This window comes from Alistipes sp. An66 (genome assembly GCF_002161445.1).
GTDB lineage: Bacteria > Bacteroidota > Bacteroidia > Bacteroidales > Rikenellaceae > Alistipes > Alistipes cottocaccae.
In genome coordinates this window covers 15,000-32,686 of sequence record NZ_NFHT01000005.1, presented here as the reverse complement: position 1 = coordinate 32,686, position 17,687 = coordinate 15,000, and the positions used below count along the sequence as shown (strand labels likewise).

12 protein-coding genes are annotated in these 17,687 nt (G+C 62.7%); 6 read left to right on the top strand and 6 right to left on the bottom strand.

Annotated features, from left to right (window positions below):
* Positions 1-9 precede the first annotated feature (9 nt).
* The 5 genes from B5G16_RS05070 (at position 10) to B5G16_RS05050 (ending at position 7,016) form a co-directional block, all read left to right on the top strand.
* Entirely contained in the window at positions 10-1,194 is a 1,185-nt protein-coding gene (locus B5G16_RS05070) for a DUF4876 domain-containing protein (protein ID WP_239405975.1), read from the top strand.
* A gap of 95 nt (positions 1,195-1,289) precedes the next feature.
* Positions 1,290-2,855 carry a DUF6850 family outer membrane beta-barrel protein gene (locus B5G16_RS05065; RefSeq protein ID WP_087261869.1) on the top strand — a complete coding sequence of 522 codons (1,566 nt, stop codon included), beginning with the start codon at positions 1,290-1,292 and terminating at the stop codon, positions 2,853-2,855.
* 21 nt (positions 2,856-2,876) lie between these two features.
* Positions 2,877-5,051 (top strand): HEAT repeat domain-containing protein, encoded by a 2,175-nt coding sequence (locus B5G16_RS05060; RefSeq protein ID WP_087261867.1) that lies wholly within the window; start codon positions 2,877-2,879, stop codon positions 5,049-5,051.
* On the top strand, positions 5,051-6,595 hold the full coding sequence (locus B5G16_RS05055) for a thiol protease (RefSeq protein ID WP_087262091.1): 1,545 nt from the start codon (positions 5,051-5,053) through the stop codon (positions 6,593-6,595). The genes B5G16_RS05060 and B5G16_RS05055 overlap by 1 nt, the downstream gene beginning before the upstream one ends.
* 7 nt (positions 6,596-6,602) lie before the next feature.
* Positions 6,603-7,016 carry an HmuY family protein gene (locus tag B5G16_RS05050; protein ID WP_087261865.1) on the top strand — a complete coding sequence of 138 codons (414 nt, stop codon included), beginning with the start codon at positions 6,603-6,605 and terminating at the stop codon, positions 7,014-7,016.
* Positions 7,017-7,206: 190 nt separating this feature from the next.
* Here the strand turns inward: B5G16_RS05050 and B5G16_RS05045 are convergent, their stop codons facing one another.
* Positions 7,207-8,028, bottom strand: coding sequence for a helix-turn-helix domain-containing protein (locus B5G16_RS05045; RefSeq protein WP_162612020.1), 822 nt, complete (start codon positions 8,026-8,028; stop codon positions 7,207-7,209).
* A gap of 256 nt (positions 8,029-8,284) precedes the next feature.
* Here B5G16_RS05045 and B5G16_RS05040 point away from each other — a divergent pair, with 256 nt between their 5' ends.
* Complete coding sequence (locus B5G16_RS05040) at positions 8,285-9,934, top strand: ATP-dependent metallopeptidase FtsH/Yme1/Tma family protein (protein WP_239405973.1); 1,650 nt, start codon at positions 8,285-8,287, stop codon at positions 9,932-9,934.
* Between the two features lie 64 nt (positions 9,935-9,998).
* Here B5G16_RS05040 and B5G16_RS05035 read toward each other — a convergent pair whose 3' ends face one another.
* The 5 genes from B5G16_RS05035 to B5G16_RS05015 all read right to left on the bottom strand — a co-directional run bounded on the left by B5G16_RS05035 (position 9,999) and on the right by B5G16_RS05015 (position 17,632).
* Entirely contained in the window at positions 9,999-11,219 is a 1,221-nt protein-coding gene (locus tag B5G16_RS05035) for a permease (RefSeq protein ID WP_087261861.1), read from the bottom strand.
* Between the two features lie 261 nt (positions 11,220-11,480).
* Positions 11,481-12,041, bottom strand: coding sequence for a helix-turn-helix domain-containing protein (locus B5G16_RS05030; protein WP_087261858.1), 561 nt, complete (start codon positions 12,039-12,041; stop codon positions 11,481-11,483).
* Between the two features lie 211 nt (positions 12,042-12,252).
* A complete protein-coding gene (locus tag B5G16_RS05025; protein WP_087261856.1) occupies positions 12,253-13,572 on the bottom strand; it encodes a TolC family protein in 1,320 nt (439 codons plus the stop codon).
* Positions 13,572-16,622, bottom strand: coding sequence for an efflux RND transporter permease subunit (locus B5G16_RS05020; protein ID WP_087261853.1), 3,051 nt, complete (start codon positions 16,620-16,622; stop codon positions 13,572-13,574). The genes B5G16_RS05025 and B5G16_RS05020 overlap by 1 nt, the downstream gene beginning before the upstream one ends.
* Positions 16,619-17,632, bottom strand: a complete 1,014-nt coding sequence (locus B5G16_RS05015) for an efflux RND transporter periplasmic adaptor subunit (protein ID WP_087261851.1) — start codon at positions 17,630-17,632, stop codon at positions 16,619-16,621. The genes B5G16_RS05020 and B5G16_RS05015 overlap by 4 nt, the downstream gene beginning before the upstream one ends.
* Between the last annotated feature and the right edge of the window lie 55 nt (positions 17,633-17,687).

Genomic DNA, 17,687 nt, shown 5'->3' with positions numbered 1-17,687 from the left:
AGAAGTGAAATGAAAAAGATGAATTTGCGGGCAGCAGCCCTTCTGCTCCTGGTATCGGGAGCTGCGTTGTCGACGGGATGCGACAACAGCGACGACAACGGCAATCAGGGATCGAACAAGTATACGCTGACGGTCATGTTGAGCGTTCCGTCGGGATACGAGGCCGCGGAGATGCCGCAGATGAGCGTCACGGCGACCAATTCGGACAAGGACCTGACCTACACCGAGACGCTCGCCGCCGGAGGATCGAGCGTGACGTTCGAGGTGTCGTCGGGCCAGTACCAGATCACGGCCACGGGACAGTTCTCGAACACGATCACCTTCACGGGAGCGACGACCGCCGACGTATTCGCCGACAAGGCGGTCACGATCGCACTGGCCGAGGTGAACGAATCGCCGCTGCTTTTCAAGGAGATCTATTCGACGTCGAACCCAGCCTACAAGTTGACAGACACCTATTTCGAAATCGTCAACAATTCAGATGAGGTACAGTATCTCGACGGTCTGATCGTAGCCACAATCACCCCGCCCGTCGGGTCGATCAATCCCTGGGAGTCCGCCTACCCGCGCTATCCCGTCTACGGCGTAGCCGCCGCATTCCCGGGTTCCGGACAAGAGCACGCGCTGCAACCGGGAGAAAGCGTCGTAATAGCCAACGACGCCAAAGATTGGAGCGGCGAACAGGGTGCCGACCTTTCGAATGCAGATTGGGAGATTTATGTGCAGAATGTCACGATTCCGACTGCCGACGTGGATTACAATGCGTCCAATCTGACGATTCTCTTCAACGAGAACACCCAACGCGCCTTGAATCCCGGGTACATGAAAGGGGCATTCCTGCTGGCCAAATTACCGGCGGGCATGACTCCGGACGTTTTTGCCGGAGATGCGGACAACTACATGACCGAGCCGAATACGACAAAAAGCCAGCGTAATCTGATGATTCCGAGCGAATACCTGCTGGATGCCGTCGAGATATTCGATGCCTCCGAGACCGAACAGGCCAAGTTAGTGATGGCACAGGATGATTCAGGCAATGCCCAAGTGACCGGATTCAGCGGCAAGAGCATCCGCCGGAAGGTCACCCGCGTCGAGAACGGACGCGCCTACTACCAGGATACGAACAACTCGACGAACGACTTCCTGACGGACCAGCCGCTGACGCCGGGCGTACACCCCTCGCAGGCCGACTGACGCCGCACGGCATCCGACAAACGACCGGAACGGTGCCTTCCGTGACGAAGGGCCGTTCCGGTTTCCCAAAAGAAACCACCAAACGGAAAAGAACCATGAAAAAAATCCCGACGAGTCTACTGTGTCTGTTTTACGTGCTCGGGAGCGGTGTGTCCCTGCGGGGGCAGGAGAAGGTGCAGCTGCCGGTCTGCCGGGAGATGGAGCAGAGCGGCAACCTCTACGCCGGGAGCCACAATCCGACCTCCCTGTGGTTTTCGCCGCTGGACGACGTGCTCGAATTCCACGCGGACTACAAGCTGGAACGGGGCGACTGGCACGATGTGGACGAATCGTCGAAGACCGGGCATTTCGGAGTCGGCATTTCGGGACAGCGGCGCTTTTCGAAGGTCGTCTGCTCGGGGAGCATCGTCTACGACGACGGCAAGGAGTACGGACGCCGTTGGAACTCGACGTTGCAGATTGCCGACGACAACCCCTTCATTCTGGGCGACTCGATCGCCTCGGACTTCAACATCCAGCGGTTCCGGCTGTCGGGAAACGTGGCCTACCATCCGTTTGAACGGCTGACGCTGGCCTTGCAGCTCGACTACGACACGGGAAGCTCGGCCAACCAGACCGACCCCCGGCCGAAGACCGACGGCATGCACTTCGTCATCACGCCGGGCATCCATTACGGACTGGGCAGCGGCTTTTCGCTGGGGCTTTCGGGGTCGTTCGACCTGATGAGCGAGTCGATCACGCACGATGTGATCGACCCGCGGGAGTCGTACGTCTATTTCCGCTTCAACGGGCTGGGCGATTTCAGCACCATCTCGACAGGCACCTCGTTGAGCTATCCGCGCGACTACAACGGCACGGAGTACACGGGTGCGATGCAGTTCGCCTGGGACGGCGGACGGGGCGTATCGAACCTGCTGGAAGCGCGCTATGCGTCGAACACGGAGAAGGCCCGCGACGGAGGCGCTGCCTTCACGTTTCTCGGCGGAGACTACACCCGCACGGGCTTTTGCGTGACGGACCGCATCCGTCTGGCCACATCGCGCCGGGTCCACACGCTGACCGTAGGCTGGGAGCACAAACTCGGGAAGGGCATCTGGTATGAACAGACGGCCTACACCGACCCGGACAAGAACAACCAGCTTTCGTACAAGGTCCAGAGTTCGGGGCTCAAAAACCGGGAGACGCAGACTGCCGTGCGGGGCGAATACCGTTTCGACCAGTTGCGTGAAGCACTCCCCCGCTTCACGCTGGACGTCGCGGGGCGGTTCGAGCAGTCGGAGACGCTCCACTACGAGGGTGACGGCTACAACCGGCGTTACAGCCGCGTGACGGCAGCCGTCACGGCGTCGAAATACTTCTACTTCGGGCGGAACCAGCTCACGGCGACGCTCGGCGCGGCAGGAGGATCGGCATTGAGCTCCTCGCAGAATGCCCCGGAGCGCCTGCTCGAAGGCTACACGGCTCCGGCCTTCGAATACCTGACGGGCACGTGGCTCGGCGGTCAGGCGCAGGTCCGCTACCGGCGGCTGTTCGGCAACCTCTGGGTCGGGCTCTACGCCCATGCGGCTCTGGCCTGCTATCAGGGCGACAACCGGTACTCCGCACGATTCGAGGGAAGCAACCGCCAGCGGTACACCTTCGGAGCCGAAATTCTGTTCTAAACCTCACACACCCATACAAACATGCAATTATTGAGAAAGACGCTGCTTGCGTTTGTTGCCTTGTTGTCCCAGGCGGCGCTCTACGGAGCGGCACGCAGCGGTTTTGCCGTCGTGATCGACGCCCGGAGCTACACCGAGGCCCGTCGACAGGTCGACGCCTACATCGGAGAGATTGAAAAGAGCGGGTTGCAGGTCGATCTGGTCATCGACCGCACGGGACAGCCCGATTCATTGCGTGACATACTGCGAGGGCTTCACGCCCGCCGCGAAGCCCCGATCGAGGGCGCGGTGCTCGTCGGCGACATTCCGGTCGTGCTGGTGCGCGACGCGCAGCACCTGACCAGCGCCTTCAAGATGGACCAGCAGGCCTTCGACCGCTGGGAGTCGTCCGTGCCGTCGGACCGTTTCTACGACGATTTCAGCCTTCGGTTCGAGCCGCTGGGCGCCGACTCGCTCCACCCGGGGTGCCATTACTATTCGCTGACGGCCGAATCGGCCCAGCAGACGCGCCCCGACATCTACTCGGGGCGGATCCGCCCGACGGACTGCGACGGCAGCAGCCGTTACGAGAAGCTGCGCCTCTATCTGGAAAAGGTCGTCGAGGCGAAACGCCACCCCGAGGTTGTCGACCAGATTCTCTTTTTCAGCGGCAACGGCTTCATTTCGGAATCCATGGTGGCGCGCATCGACGAGAAGGCGACGCTGCTGGAACACTTCCCGTGGCTGAACCGTCAGACGAACGGCATCAGCTACATCGACCACAAGCGGGACGCCCACATCAAGCCGCGCCTGATGAACGAGATGCGCCGCCGGGATCTGGACTTTGCGGTGCTGCACCACCACGGCGATTGGAATACGGAGTACCTGAACAACCTTCCGCTGACGAACGACACGAAGGAGCAGGTGGCCCAGATCCGCATGTATCTGCGTGAGTCGCTGCGCCACGCCGCCGAGCACGGGATTCCGGCCGACAGCGCCCGGGCCCGGATCGCACGCCGTTACGGCGCCTTCCCGGATGCGTGGTACGAGGGTGCCGAGGATGCGGAGCTGCGGGCACGGGATTCGCTCTACCTCCGGGATCTGGATCTCTACCTGTCGGACTTCGGCGCCTACGCGCCCGAATGCCGGGTGGTGTCGCTGGATGCCTGCTTCAACGGATCGTTCCACCGGGAGAACTGCATCGCCAATGCCTATCTGTTCAGCCCGGGACGCACGGTGGCCGTGCTGGCCAACTCGGTGAACGTCTTGCAGGACAAGTGGGTCGACCGCTACGTCGGACTGACGGGTCTGGGGATGAACGTAGGCAATCTGGTCAAATACGCCCCCTATCTGGAACAGCATCTGATCGGCGACCCGACCTTCGCCTTCGCCCCGGCGGATGCGAAGATCGACGTGAATCGGCTGCTGCGCGAGGACAAGCCGTCGACGTGGCGGCGCCTGCTCAACGAGGAGCGCTACCCGGCGTTGCAGGCGCTGGCCGTCGAGAAGCTCTTCCGGAGCGGTGCGCTGACGTCGGAGGATCTGCTGCGGATCTTCCGCGAGAGCCCGAGCCACCAGCTGCGCATGCAGGCGTTCATCAACCTTGCGGAGTGCCGCGACGATGCCTTCATCGAGGCGGTGATCCTCGGCATGTCGGACAGCTACGAGATGGTCGAGCGCTTTGCGGCGAACATGCTCGCCCGGATCGGGGATGAGCGGCTCATCCCGGCGATGATCGCCGCGGCGATCCGCAACAACACCTCCGAACGGGTGGAGTTCGCGCTGAAACAGGCCATGCCGATGTTCGAGAAGGAGAAGCTCCTCGCCGAGTTCGAGCGCCAGTTCCCCGGTACGAACTACATGGACTCGGAGCGGGTCCACGACCAGATCCGCCATGCCATCGAGGTGAATGCCGACCGGTGGATCGCCTCGATGAAGGCGGTTCAGGACACGACGCGGACGAAAAAGAGCCGCATGCAGGAGATCCGCGCGATGCGGAACTACCACGTTCATTTTCTGGTTCCGGAGCTGCTGACGGCCCTGCGGGCGAGCGACGATCCGGAGATCCAGCGCGCCATGCTCGAAGCCTTCGGTTGGTTCACGCACTCCGTGCACCGGCAGGAGATTGCGGCGACGGCCGCCGCGATGAGCCGCGACACGAGCCTGTGTCCGGAGGTGCGAGCCGAAGCGTTGAAAACCTGTAACCGCCTGCAATGATGAAACGCCTGTTGTTCATGCTGCTGTGCGCGGCGACGCTCGCCAGCGCCGCGGCACAGCCCTACCGCAGGAACTATGCGGTGCCGCAACTCACGGACGAGGTGCGGGAGATCCGGCGGGCCGGAGCGTGGAAACCCGCCTCGACGGATGAGGTCACCCTCCCGTCGAGCGTCGACAACTCGCGCCTGAAATACTTCCCGGCGGTATTCAGCCAGCAGGGCGGCTCGTGCGCCCAGTCGTCGGGCATCCGCTACCTGTTCACCTACGAGATGAACCGCCTGCGGGATCTCGATGCACAGGCCTCGGACGAGAACACATACAGTTACTTCTACACCTGGAACTTTCTGAACGAGGGGATCGACCAGGGCGGCTTTGCCGAACAGGGGCTCAACATCGCCCGGCGACAGGGAGTCATGTCGCTGGCCGACTTTCCGGACCCGACGTTCATTTCGGGGTATCTGTGGCAGAGCGGCTATGACAAGTACATCCGGGCGATGCACAACCGGGTGAAGGAGATCATCACGATCGACGCGACGACGCAGGAAGGGATCGACCAGGCGCGCCGCTACCTCTACGATGCGGGCGACGGAAGCGAGCACGGAGGCATCCTCTCCTACTCGGCGCTGGCTTCGGGCTGGACCTTCGACGAGAACTACGCGGGTCCCTCGGAGACGGGATACGGCTACCTGCTGACGAAACTGGCCACGGACGGCGCGCATGCGATGACCATCGTGGGTTACGACGACACGGTCGAATACACCTCCGGCGGCCAGACCTTCCGGGGCGCGTTCATCGTCGTGAACTCCTACGGTACGTGGTGGGGCGACGAGGGGCGTTTCTACCTCCCCTACCACTTTTTCCTGACCGACCGCGAGCCCTCCGTATTGAGCCACGAGTTCACGGGATGCCGGTGCATGGAGTACACGCCGCAGGTGGTCTTCTGCGTGCGGGTGAGCTACGATTCGCGCAACGACCTGGCCTTCACGATGGGTGTGGCCGACAAGCCCTACGCCACGACGCCGACGCTGACCTTGCAGCCGGTCATTGCGGTGAACCAGGGCGGCGACCACCCCATGCAGGGCGAATACGTCGACAACGGAAACACGATCGAACTGGCGTTCGACTTCACGGAGGCCGTGGAGCGCTATGCCGGTTACGGCGAGCCGAAATACTTCCTGACGGTGACCCGCTCGGAGCTCGGGAAGCTGGGCAGCGGGACACTCGACGCCTTCTCGGTGATCGACATGCGGGATCCGTCGCAGAAGCGGGAATATGTCTGCGATCTGCCGTCGCCGGTCACGCTGGCCAAAGGCGCCAACACCTTCACGATCGCCACGACGGCGCTGCAAACGACCTCGGCATCGCCGGTGTCGTGGCTCGACTCGTTCGGGAATGCCCTCACCACGCCGTACGCGCTGCGCACGGCAGGCGGGAAATACGCCAAGTTCGCCGTGACGGACTACGATCCGGGGGCGGGGCGCGTGACGATCAAATACCTGTACCAGCACGACGGATCGCGCAATTTGAACTCTCTAACGGATTGACATCATCATGAACAGAAAGCATACGAACATCGGATTGACGCTTGCCGCGGCTCTGCTGCTCGGGTTTGCAGGGGGATGCAGCCGGGACAACGGCACGGATACGCCGCCCACGACGCCGGCACAGGTCGAGACACTCACGATCGAAGGACTCGACGATCAGACATGGGTTTATGTCTCTCTCGAAGAGGGGCGTACCGTCGGGACGAGCCCGCTGGGAGACGTCGAGCAAGATGCCGTCTGGAAGGCGCGCACGGATTGGGATATTGCCATCTGTGGAGAGTTGTTGCGCACGAACAGCGGGACCTCGGGCAACGGCTCCGGAGGGATCCAGTCGGTGACGAACAAAAGTTTCAATGCGCTGGACGAAGCTCCGGCCGACGGTTACCTAACCGACACCGACGACCGGATCATCCGGCAATAACCGTCCCACATCGGCACGAAGAGCGGCGGGAACCCCCTTTTTCGGGGTTTCCGCCGCTCTTTCATCGTCCCGGCACGGGGCGGGGTCATCGTCCCGCCGCCGGATCGAGGCTCCGGCCGCACACCGAGCGACAAGCCGTCGAAACAGATCCGTCCCGAACATCGTGTCCGTTGCCGAAGCGGACGAAAGGTCATCTGCCGTTGCGGTCCGGCAGGATAACAGCTCGCGGGACTCCGTTCTTGCGGTAGTCCAGCGGCGTAGAGCCGGTATGCTGCCGGAAAAACCGCACGAACGACGTCGACGTCGCAAAATGCAGCGATTCGGCGATCTGCTGAATCGATCGGTCCGTGGTGCGGATTTTCCGTTTGGCCTGCATGACGACCGCCTCGTTGATCCAGGTGTGGGGCGCATAGCCGGTGACGGATTTCACCACGGCGGAGAGGTACTTGGCCGAAATGCAGAGTCGGTCGGCGTAGAAGGCGACGCCGTGCTGTCGTTCGTGGTGTTCCAGCAGCAGGGTGAAAAAGTCCTGTGTCAGCTGTTCCTGCCGGGTCACGGGACCTTCGCCGCCCTGCGGAGGCTGCTCCTCGACGAGCGAGGTGATGATCAGCAGCAGCGCCGAAGTCAGCGCCTCCCGGATCTGTGCAGCACGTCCTCCGCCCGATTCATACGGAGCGAGCAGTTCCCACACGGCGGTAATCCGTTTCAACTGCTCCCCGTCGGGTGTCAGACAGGGACGAGCCTCGGTTCTGCGCAGCAGGTCGAAATCCGGAATGAGTGACGAGCGGTGAATCTTGTCGAGAGGAACCGTGAGGATGCGGACGTCGGACTCCTCCGAACCCGAAATCGGGGTGAAGAGGTGCCGCGGCAGCACCACGAACAACTGCCCGGCCGAGACGCAGTGCTCCCGATAGTCGATCCGGAAGCGGAATCCGCCCCGCAGACAGAGCCCGAAGGCCACGCCGTCGGAGAGATTCAGGCGGTCGAAGGCTTCCGGATCCGGAATCCGCATTCCGTTTTCCCGCACAACGGTCCGCGTTGCAGGATATTCGGCATGTTTTTCAGAGTCAATCAGACGATTCATGGATCAAATATACGAAATATTGCACATTTCTGACGTATCTCCGGTTATTCTCTTTCGGACACAATCGGCTACCTTTGTTGCGGAAAACAGTTCATATCAACCGCGCCCTATGTCTCATGCCGCCCCGCATTGCCGGCAACAATCCGTTTTGCAGCAAAACCTTTAATTTGTATCGAATAACAGCATGAATCCGGAAACGCAAGCCCCTTCGCCCCGCCGCGCCAATCCCTTCATGGGGATCCTGTGGGGCATTCTGATCGTATTATTTCTGAACGGTTTCATCTTTCCGCTGTTCAGCCCGGGCCGGATCACGACGACCGACTACGGAACCTTCATCGAACGGGTCGACAGCGGCCTTGTGAAGGAGGTGATGATCAAAAACGGACGGATCTACTACACGACGGACCGGGACGGCCGGAACATGACCTGCCAGACGGGCGCCGTGGAGGATCCGGGGCTGGTGGACCGCCTGCTGGAAGCGGCGAGCCCGAACGAAAACGGAAAGATCGCCTTCACGCAGGTCGTTCCGCAGGAGAATTCGCCGATGCTGAACCTGCTGCTGATGTGGATTCTTCCGGGGCTGCTCATCTACATGCTGTGGAAGCAGGCGAGCCGGAGTTTCCAGACCCGGACGGGCAGCGGCGGGAACTTTCTCTCGTTCGGCAACAGCGGGGCGCGGATCTACGCCGACTCGGACGTGAAGACGACCTTCGCCGACGTGGCCGGGCAGGACGAAGCCAAGGAGGCTCTGACCGAGATCGTCGATTTCCTGCACAGTCCGTCGAAATACGCCGAAATCGGGGCGTCTCTGCCGAAGGGAGCGCTGCTGGTCGGACCTCCGGGGACGGGCAAGACGCTGAACCAGCTGCTGACCGAGATGGACGGCTTCGACGGCCGCAAGGGAGTGGTGATTCTGGCGGCGACGAACCGTCCGGACAGCCTCGACAAGGCGCTGCTCCGTCCGGGGCGTTTCGACCGCCGCATCCAGATGGAGCTGCCCGACCTGGAAGGGCGCAAGGCGATCCTGCAAGTGCACCTGTCGAAGGTGAAACACGAGTCAATCGACCTGACGCTCGTGGCGCAGGCGACGGCGGGGTCGTCGGGCGCCGAGCTGGCGAACATCGTGAACGAGGCAGCGCTGCGGGCCGTGCGGCAGGGGCGGCGGAAGGTCACGACGACGGACCTCGAAGAGAGTGTCGAGACGGTCATGGCCGGGGCGCAGAAGAAGCACTCGGTCCTCTCCGCCGAACAGAAAAGGATCGTCGCCTGCCACGAAATCGGACATGCGCTGGTTGCGGCGATGCAGACGGCCTCGGCGCCCGTGCACAAGATCACGATCATTCCGCGCACGTCGGGGGCGTTGGGCTACACGATGCAGGTCGACGAAGGGGACCAGGTGCTGTTGAGCCGAGAAAGCCTCTTCAACCGGATTGCGACGCTCACGGGCGGGCGGACGGCCGAGGAGGTTGTCTTCGGCAGCGTGACGACCGGGGCCTCGAACGACATCGAACAGGCCACGAAACTGGCGCGGGCGATGGTCACACGCTTCGGGATGAGCGAGAAGTACGACATGATGGGGCTCGAAACGGGCAACAACGCCTACCTGGGCGGGGACAACGCGCTGACCTGCTCGGCGGAGACGGCGGCGGAGATCGACCGGGAGGTTTTGCGGATCGTGAAGCAGGCACACGAAAAGGCGCGCGGAATCCTCACCACCCATCGGGATATTCTGGACGAAGCCTCCACGTTCCTGCTGCAACGCGAAACGATCACGGGCGAGGAGTTCATGACGATCGTGCGCCGCCATACCACCGTCTCCGCCGCGACGGCGTGACCCGCAATCCCGATTCACGACAAACGCCCGGCCTTCCTGAAAAAAGGCCGGGCGTCGCACGTCCCTACTCCGAGCAACCGTAGCCAAGTTCCCGGACGGCCGCCACGATCTGCCGGGGATCGTACACGCCCTCGATGCGGGCGGTTCCGGCCGCAAGGTCGACCTCCACGGCGGTCACACCCTCCACGGATGCCAGCGTACGTTCGACATTGGCCTTGCAGTGGCTGCACATCATGCCTTCGATTTTAAAGGTATTTTCCATAGGTCTGTTTTTTGAGGATTTCCGGAATCGGCGGACAAGCGCCGCAGCAAGCAGGAGGAGGAACAACACGCTCGAAGCCGTCTTCCACCAGGAGAGCCCGGCATCGGCACAATGCCCCGCACAGAAGGCTCCGGCCCGGGGTTGGAACCATGCCGCGGGCAGCAGCGTGTTGATCGCCAGACCGAAGCCCACGGCACCGGCAATGATGGCAGCCAGATAGAGGAGCAGGGTCTTCCGTCCGAGGACCTTTCCGATGACGAGCATCGAGGCGATGTTCGTTGCCGGCCCGGCCATCAGCAGCACGAGGGCGGCCCCGGGCGACAAACCTTTCAGCATCAACGCCGCGGCAATAGGCACCGAACCCGTGGCGCAGAGATACATCGGGATCGAGAGAACCAGGACCAGCAGCATACCTGCCAGAGGATGCGCCCCGGAGACGGCGAAGAAGTCGTCGGGGACGAAGATCGTGATGGCTCCGGCGAGCAGCAGCCCGATGACGAGCCAGCGTCCGATATCCTGCATCATCTCACCGAGACCGTAGCTGAAAACCGCGCGGATCTTCCCGGCGAACGAGCGTGGGCGCAGTTCGCAGCCGGGCGCGGCCGAAGCGCGGTCCGCATCGGGGAGGAGACGTGCGGCGAGCGTACCACCGGCGAGTGCCGTGACGAAAGCTGCCGCGGGGCGTATGAGGGCAAAGGGCAGGCCGAGGAGTCCGGCCGTGGCGAGGATCGAATCGACGCCGGTCTGGGGCGTGGCAATCAGGAATGAGACGACTGCGGCACGCGAAGCGCCTTCGCGCCGCATGGCCATGGCCGTCGGGATGACGCCGCAGGAACAGAGCGGCAGCGGCACGCCGAAGAGTGCGGCCAGTGCGGCGGAACGGGCGTCGTTCCGGGCCAGATAGCGGGCATAGAACCTCCCGGGGACAAAGGCATGGAGGATTCCGGCGATGAGGAATCCCAGCAACAGATAAGGCGACATTTCGTTGAGCAGCGCAACGAACGGCAAAAGATGCTCCTGCATGGCGGTATTTGTTTTCCACTGCAAAGATAGCCTCCGGACGAAGCCCGTCCATTACGGAATTCCCGGAATCCGTTACAGGATTTTGCAGAAAACGACAAACTCCGCACAGCCGGATGAGACGGTTGCGAGCGGCCAAAAGGGATGGGAGGTACAGGCGGACGACCGGAAGAAATGGTCAGGGCGGATAAGGCGGACGGAAAAGATGAACGGAGCAAGCAGACGGCCAAGGCAGGCGGAGCGGTCGAAACGAAAACAGTGCCGCTATACCGCATCGAGCGGACGGCGTCTGGCACCGCCGGTTTGTTTGAAGCAGCCGGGCGTCAGACCGGTGACCTGCTTGAACTGTGCACAAAGGTGCGCCACACTGGAATACCCGAGCCGGAAGGCAATCTCGCCGAGCGGGAGTTCGTCGTAGACGAGCAGTTCCTTGACGCGTTCGATCTTCTGGGCGATGAAGTACTTTTCGACGGTGCGCCCTTCGGTTTCGGAGAAGAGGGCGCTGATTTGCCGGTAGTCGACCCGCAGGCGCTCCTGCAAGTAGTCCGAAAGCCGCACGTCGGGCATGACCTCCGACTCCCGAACCAGCCCGATCACGGCACGCTTTACCTGCTCGATCATGCGGGCCCGGCGGTCTTCGAGGAGTTCGAACCCGAGGGCTTCGAGACGCCGAGCGAGCTCCTCCTTGCACTCCGAGGATAACTCGCCCTCGATCTCGGCCTCCCCGAGCTGTACAGCGGCGACACGGCATCCGGCGCGCTCCAACTCGGCGCGGACGACCATCACACAACGGTCACAGACCATATTTTTGATGCGCAGTACCATTCCCGCGGCAAATATAGTGAAAGGTGAGCGCAGAGGCAAACGAAAACAAAGTTTTCAGGTTTGACTCTGCCGAACCGCATCCTATGTTCTGTAAATATAGTGAAAGGTGAGCGCAGAGGCAAACGAAAACAAAGTTTTCGGGTTTGCCTCTGCCCCCCTTCGGGTCAGGCTTCCGCACGGCCGGCTCACCGCCGCACAGACGACACGCGGATCAGCGACCCGTCACCCGCATGTATCGGGCCAGCGACGTGCGATAGGCAGCGCAGGCCGACGTAAGGTTGTTGCGGCTCTGCGTGTAGAGGGTTTCGGCATCGAGCAGTTCGGAGAGCGGTGCGGTGCCGGCCCGATAGAAGTTCTTGTTCTGCCGGAGGTTCTCCGTTGCGGAGGTCACCGACCGCCGTGCGATGAGAATCCGGGCATAGGCCTCCTGCACCTCGCACCAGGTCTTCTCGATCTCCACGGCCAGCATTTCGCGGGCCTGCTCACGGTCGTTCTCGGCCTGTTGCTCACGGATGCGGGCCTTTTTCAGGGCATGGGCCCCGCCCCACCACTCGGAGATCGGCACCGAGACCTGAGCGAAAACCAGCCCATCATCGACATCCTTGTCCGTCATGTTGTAATAGAGATACCCGGCGCCGATGCCGACCGTCGGCAGACGCTTTCCGCGCTCCATGCGCTTCTGATACTTCTGCGCCTCGACGTTCTTCTCGGCCAGCAGATACTCGGCCCTGCGGTCCAGCGCCTCCTCGACCGGGACGTAACAGCTCTCGGGAGCTTCGGGATCGGCAAACGCCGCCGTCCGGACATCGAACCCGTGCCAGTCGACACCGATATGCTGGGCCAGCAGGAGCTTCGAGACCTTTAATCCGTTCTCGACGGTCAACCGGTTCGCGGCGATCTCCTGCTGCCGCAATTCGACGCGCAGCAGGTCGTTCGTCGTCACGAGCCCCGCCTTGACCGACAATTCGACCTGCCGGCGGATCTCGGCCAACTGCCGCTCGACGGCCTCGATGGTCGAGAGGTTGTCTTTCAGCGAGACGATCTGCCAGTAATAGGTATCGGTCTGTTCGCGGACCTCGCCTTCGGTCTTCCGGAGCTGAATCTCCCCGACCTCCTCGCCCAGCCGGGCGAGCTTGTTGCCGTTGACGATCTTCAATCCGGCAAAGAGGGGCTGCACGGCCGTGACGCTTCCGAACATGCCGCGCCTGACCATCGAGATCGGGAGGTTCATCGTCCCGAGCTGGGGAACGGTCAGCCCGAAATCGGCCTGCACGAGTCCGTGCTGGGCCTGGAAGAGCCCACCCGACGCGGAGATCTGCGGGAAGTAGTTCGTAAAGGCCTCGCGGCGGCTTTGCCGTGCGGCTTCCAGATCGAAGCGGCTGTTGCGGAGCGTGCGGTTATGTTCGAGGGCGGCCTCGCGGCACTCTTCGAGCGAGAGCACCCGGTCGTCCGATTGCGGTGTCCGGGCCCCGGCCCGCAGGAGCGGGCAGAGGAGTCCGAGCAGGAGCAGCGGGATGATGGTCTTTTTCATCATTTGTAGATTTTGGAGTAGAGAACCGGCAGGATCGTCACCACGAGGATGAGCGAACCGATCCCTCCGGCGAAAATCGTGACGCCGACGGGCGCCCAGAAGGTGCTGCCGCCGAACATCATCGGCACGACACCCACGGCGGTCGTCGCCGTCGTGAGGAAGATGGGTACCATGCGTCGTTTTCCGGCGTCATAGGCGGCCAGCCGGGCGGTCCAGTGGCAGGTTTTGCGTTTGTCCTCGGCGTGCTGGTACATGAGGATGACGTTGCGCACGATCATGCCCAGCAGCGTGATGAACCCCAGCACGGAGGTCAGACCGATGGTAAAGCCGGCGATCCACAACCCGAGCATGGCCCCGAACAGACAGAGCGACATGGCGGCCATGATGACCAGCGAGATGCCGAACTTTCGGAAGTTCACGAGGATGAAGAAGAAGATGATGACCAGCGAGATAGCCAACCCCGAAGCGATCGGCGGGATGGTCTCGGCATCGAATTCGTGAGCGCCGCCGATTTCGGGCGTGACGCCGGCCGGCAGGACCAGCTCGTTGTCAAGGACGTTCCGGATCTTCGAGGTCATGCGCATGGCATTCTCTCCGCGTTTGAGGTCGGCCGAAACGGAGATGCAGCGCACGCCGTTGCGGTGGACGATCCGGGTTTCGCTCCACCGTGCCCCGACATCGGCAATCTGCCGCAAGGGCACGCTCACGCCCGGGACAAGCGATGAGACATAGGTATCCCCGATGTCCGCCAGCGAGCGTTCGCCGTTGCGGTCATCGTTTTTCAGCACGACGGGGAGTTTGTAGTCCCCCTCCCAGACGGAGCCCACCGGCACATCACCGGCCGCCAGTGCAAGGTTCGCAGCGGTCATCGTCCGCGTGATGCCGAGCTGCGGTGCGGTCACGGGATCGAGCGACACCTCGACGATGCTCCGCGGCTCCTCATAATCGGAGTGCACCCACAGCAGCTCGGGCATCTCCCGCATCCGGGCCATCAGCCGCTCTGCGGCCGTGTGCAACGAATCGAGGTCATCACCGTAGAAGCGGAATTCAAGCGAGGGAACGTTCTGGTAGTCGAGCTGCTTGAACTTGACGTAGGCCGCGGGGAAACGGTCGGCCCACTTATCGGCATAGTCGTCGAGGATGGCCTCGGTATCGTCGACCGAGGAGGTGTTGACGATGAACTGCGCGTAGTTTTTCCCGGCGATCTGCGGGGCGTAGCTCATCTGGAAGCGGGGCGACGAGCACCCGACGAACGACGTCACGGACTTCACGCGCTCATCGGCCCGCAACAGGCGGTAGACCGAGTCGGCGACTTCGGCCGTGCGCCCGACGGGCGTATCGGGCCGGAGGTAGATCTCCACGGCGAACTGGTCACGGTCGGCAAAGGGCACCATACGGAATTTGAGCTGCGGAACGATCACCAGCGCAATGACGACCGACGCGATGCCCATCGAGATGGTGAGCCACCCGTGGCGGAATGTCCACGCGAGGACGCGGCTGTACAGCGTCTGCACGCGGTCTGTGAAGGCGACCTTTCCCTCCCGGCGGGGCTGCACGGCGGGGATGATGAGGATTTCGAGGAAGGGGATGATCAGCACGGCCAGCAGCAGCGAAACCATCAGGTTGATCGTAATCGTCCAGGGGAAGAAGTTCAGGAAGTCGCGGAACATGCCCGTCATCGTGAAGAGCAGCGGATAGAAGATCATGCAGATGCAGACCGTTGCCAGGAGCAGCGAGGGGAAGAATTCGCGGGCGCTCTCGACGGCGGCATACCAGCGTGAATGTCCGCGCCCGAGGTGGTCGAGGTAGCCGTCGATGACGACGATCGAGTTATCGACGATCATGCCGAGGACGACGATCAACGCGGCGAGTGTCACCGTATTGAGGGGTATCCCGAAAAGGTACATCACCCCGACGGAGATGAACGTCGAGACGGGGATGGTGATGGCGGCGACGAGCGCCGAACGGAACGGGAAGAGAATCATCATCACGACGATGATGATGGCCATCGAGACAAAGAGGTCCCTCAGGAACGAGTGTACGGAGTCGCCGACGACCTTGGCCTGGTCGGCGATGCGCTGCACGGAGACATCCCCGGGCAGGACCTCTTCGATGAAGCGGTGCAGCACCCCGTCGACCTCTTCGCCGTACTCGACGATGTTGTTTCCGGCCAGCATCTCCATCGAGAGCAGCACGCAGCGATGCCCGTTGTTGCGGATGTAGCTGTCCGGGTCGTCGTATTCGCGGACGACGCGCGCCACATCCTTCACCCGCAGGAGATGCCCGTCGGGATCCGACCAGACGATCTGTTCGGCGACCTCCTGCTCTCCGGCCAGCGTCGCCGCGATGTGGATCGGGGTCTCGGTCGCGGCGTTGCTCACCGTGCCGCCCGTCGGGGTAAGGCCCTGGGCGGCGAGGGCCGCGGAGACGACCTTCTCGCCGATGCCGTATGCGGCCAGCCGTTCCCGGTCGACATAGACGGAGATCTGCTCCTGCTGCACGCCGTAGGGACGGATATTGGAGACCGATTCGATGCGGCGCAGGCGGTCGCTCAACTCGTCCATGTAGGTTTTCAGCTCGCGGTAGGAGCGCGTATCGGATTCGAGCGTGATGAGCAGCGCGGAGGTATCCCCGAAGTCGTCGTTGGCCGTCAGGGCGACAACCCCGGCCGGCAGCTGGGCCTTGAACGAAGCGAGGCCGTGCTTGATTTTCGACCACACCTCGTCCTTGTTGTTGACGTCGTCGTTCAGCTCGACCATGACGTAGCACATGCCGTTCTGCGACGTGGAGGTGGTTTTGCGGCGTTTGACCTCCTTGTAGGTCATCAGGAACTGTTCGAGGGGTTTTGCCAGCTGCTCCTCGACCTCCTCGGTCGTGGCGCCGGGATAGATCCCGACGACGACGCCCTGCCGGATCGTATATTCGGGGAACTCCTGCTTGGGGATGTGCACCAGGGCGTAGACCCCGAACAGGAAGAGACACCCGACGATGAGGAAGGTGATGCGGAAGTTCCGCATGGACCAGGCTATGATGTTGTTCGAGGCTTTCATCGCAGCGAGACTTTGGAACCCTGACCGATTTTCTGCATGCCGTCGACGACGACGCGGTCACCGGAGCGGAGCCCCTCCTCGATGACGATCCCGTTGCCGACGAATCCGCCGGTGCGGACCCGTGTGCGGACGACCGAATCGCCCTCGACACGCCATACGAAGCGGGAGCCGTCGCCGGCCTGCTGCACGGCGCGCACGGGCAGGGCGATCTGCTCGACGGCCGCGGCGGGCGCCACCGTCACGCGGCAGACCATCCCGGGGAGGAGCACCTCGCCGCGATTGGGCACTACGGCGCGCACGTCATAGGTGTGGGCGGCGGGATTGGCCGCGGCACTCTTCTCGACGGCTCCGGCGACGAAGAGCGAGTCGCGCAGAGCCGGCACACGAAGGCTTACGCGGGCATCGGCGCCCAACGCCGCGATCTCCTGTTCGGGGACCGAAAAGCGGACCTTGACGCTCTTTATTTCGAGGAGTGTGACGACCGGCACGCCGGGCAGCGCGGTCTCGCCGACAGCGGCGCGTTTCTGTCCGACAACGCCGTCGAACGGAGCCACGATGCGGCAGTCGCCGAGATTCTTTTCGGCGATGGCGCATGCGGCTTCGGCCTGTCGGAGTCTGGTCCGGGCCTCGACCCACTGGATCTCGGGGAGGCTGTTCTCGTCGTAGAGTTTTTTCAGCCGGTTGCAGGCGTCGCGCGCCTGTGCGAGGGAGGCCTCTGCGGCCTCGAAAGTCTGCCGGGCCGACGTCGGGTCGAGTTCGGCGAGCAGGTCGCCCCGCCGCACGCGCTGGCCCTCGCCGACCGGGATCCGGGCGACGGTTCCGGCGAGCGGGAATCCGAGCGCCGCGGAGTTGAACTCCTCGATGACGCCGACGTAAACATCGGCGTCGAGATCGGCGCGGGGTTCGACGACGAGGGTTCCGACCCGCAGGGGTTCCGCTTCGGTGCGGGTTCCGGACGAGGAACAGCCGGTCGCCAACAGCAGCACGGCTCCGAGAAAGGCAGATTTCATAATAAAAAGTTCGCTTGGTTTCGAATGCAAATATCCTTTTTTCGGAGGCTCGGCA

Coding starts and splice junctions, on each gene's coding strand:
- B5G16_RS05030 (WP_087261858.1), bottom strand. CDS start 12,041: ATGGTACTGCGCATCAAAAATATGGTCTGTGACCGTTGTGTGATGGTC.
- B5G16_RS05070 (WP_239405975.1), top strand. CDS start 10: ATGAAAAAGATGAATTTGCGGGCAGCAGCCCTTCTGCTCCTGGTATCG.
- B5G16_RS05045 (WP_162612020.1), bottom strand. CDS start 8,028: ATGCGGATTCCGGATCCGGAAGCCTTCGACCGCCTGAATCTCTCCGAC.
- B5G16_RS05040 (WP_239405973.1), top strand. CDS start 8,285: ATGAATCCGGAAACGCAAGCCCCTTCGCCCCGCCGCGCCAATCCCTTC.
- B5G16_RS05050 (WP_087261865.1), top strand. CDS start 6,603: ATGAACAGAAAGCATACGAACATCGGATTGACGCTTGCCGCGGCTCTG.
- B5G16_RS05060 (WP_087261867.1), top strand. CDS start 2,877: ATGCAATTATTGAGAAAGACGCTGCTTGCGTTTGTTGCCTTGTTGTCC.
- B5G16_RS05065 (WP_087261869.1), top strand. CDS start 1,290: ATGAAAAAAATCCCGACGAGTCTACTGTGTCTGTTTTACGTGCTCGGG.
- B5G16_RS05020 (WP_087261853.1), bottom strand. CDS start 16,622: ATGAAAGCCTCGAACAACATCATAGCCTGGTCCATGCGGAACTTCCGC.
- B5G16_RS05055 (WP_087262091.1), top strand. CDS start 5,051: ATGAAACGCCTGTTGTTCATGCTGCTGTGCGCGGCGACGCTCGCCAGC.
- B5G16_RS05025 (WP_087261856.1), bottom strand. CDS start 13,572: ATGAAAAAGACCATCATCCCGCTGCTCCTGCTCGGACTCCTCTGCCCG.
- B5G16_RS05035 (WP_087261861.1), bottom strand. CDS start 11,219: ATGCAGGAGCATCTTTTGCCGTTCGTTGCGCTGCTCAACGAAATGTCG.
- B5G16_RS05015 (WP_087261851.1), bottom strand. CDS start 17,632: ATGAAATCTGCCTTTCTCGGAGCCGTGCTGCTGTTGGCGACCGGCTGT.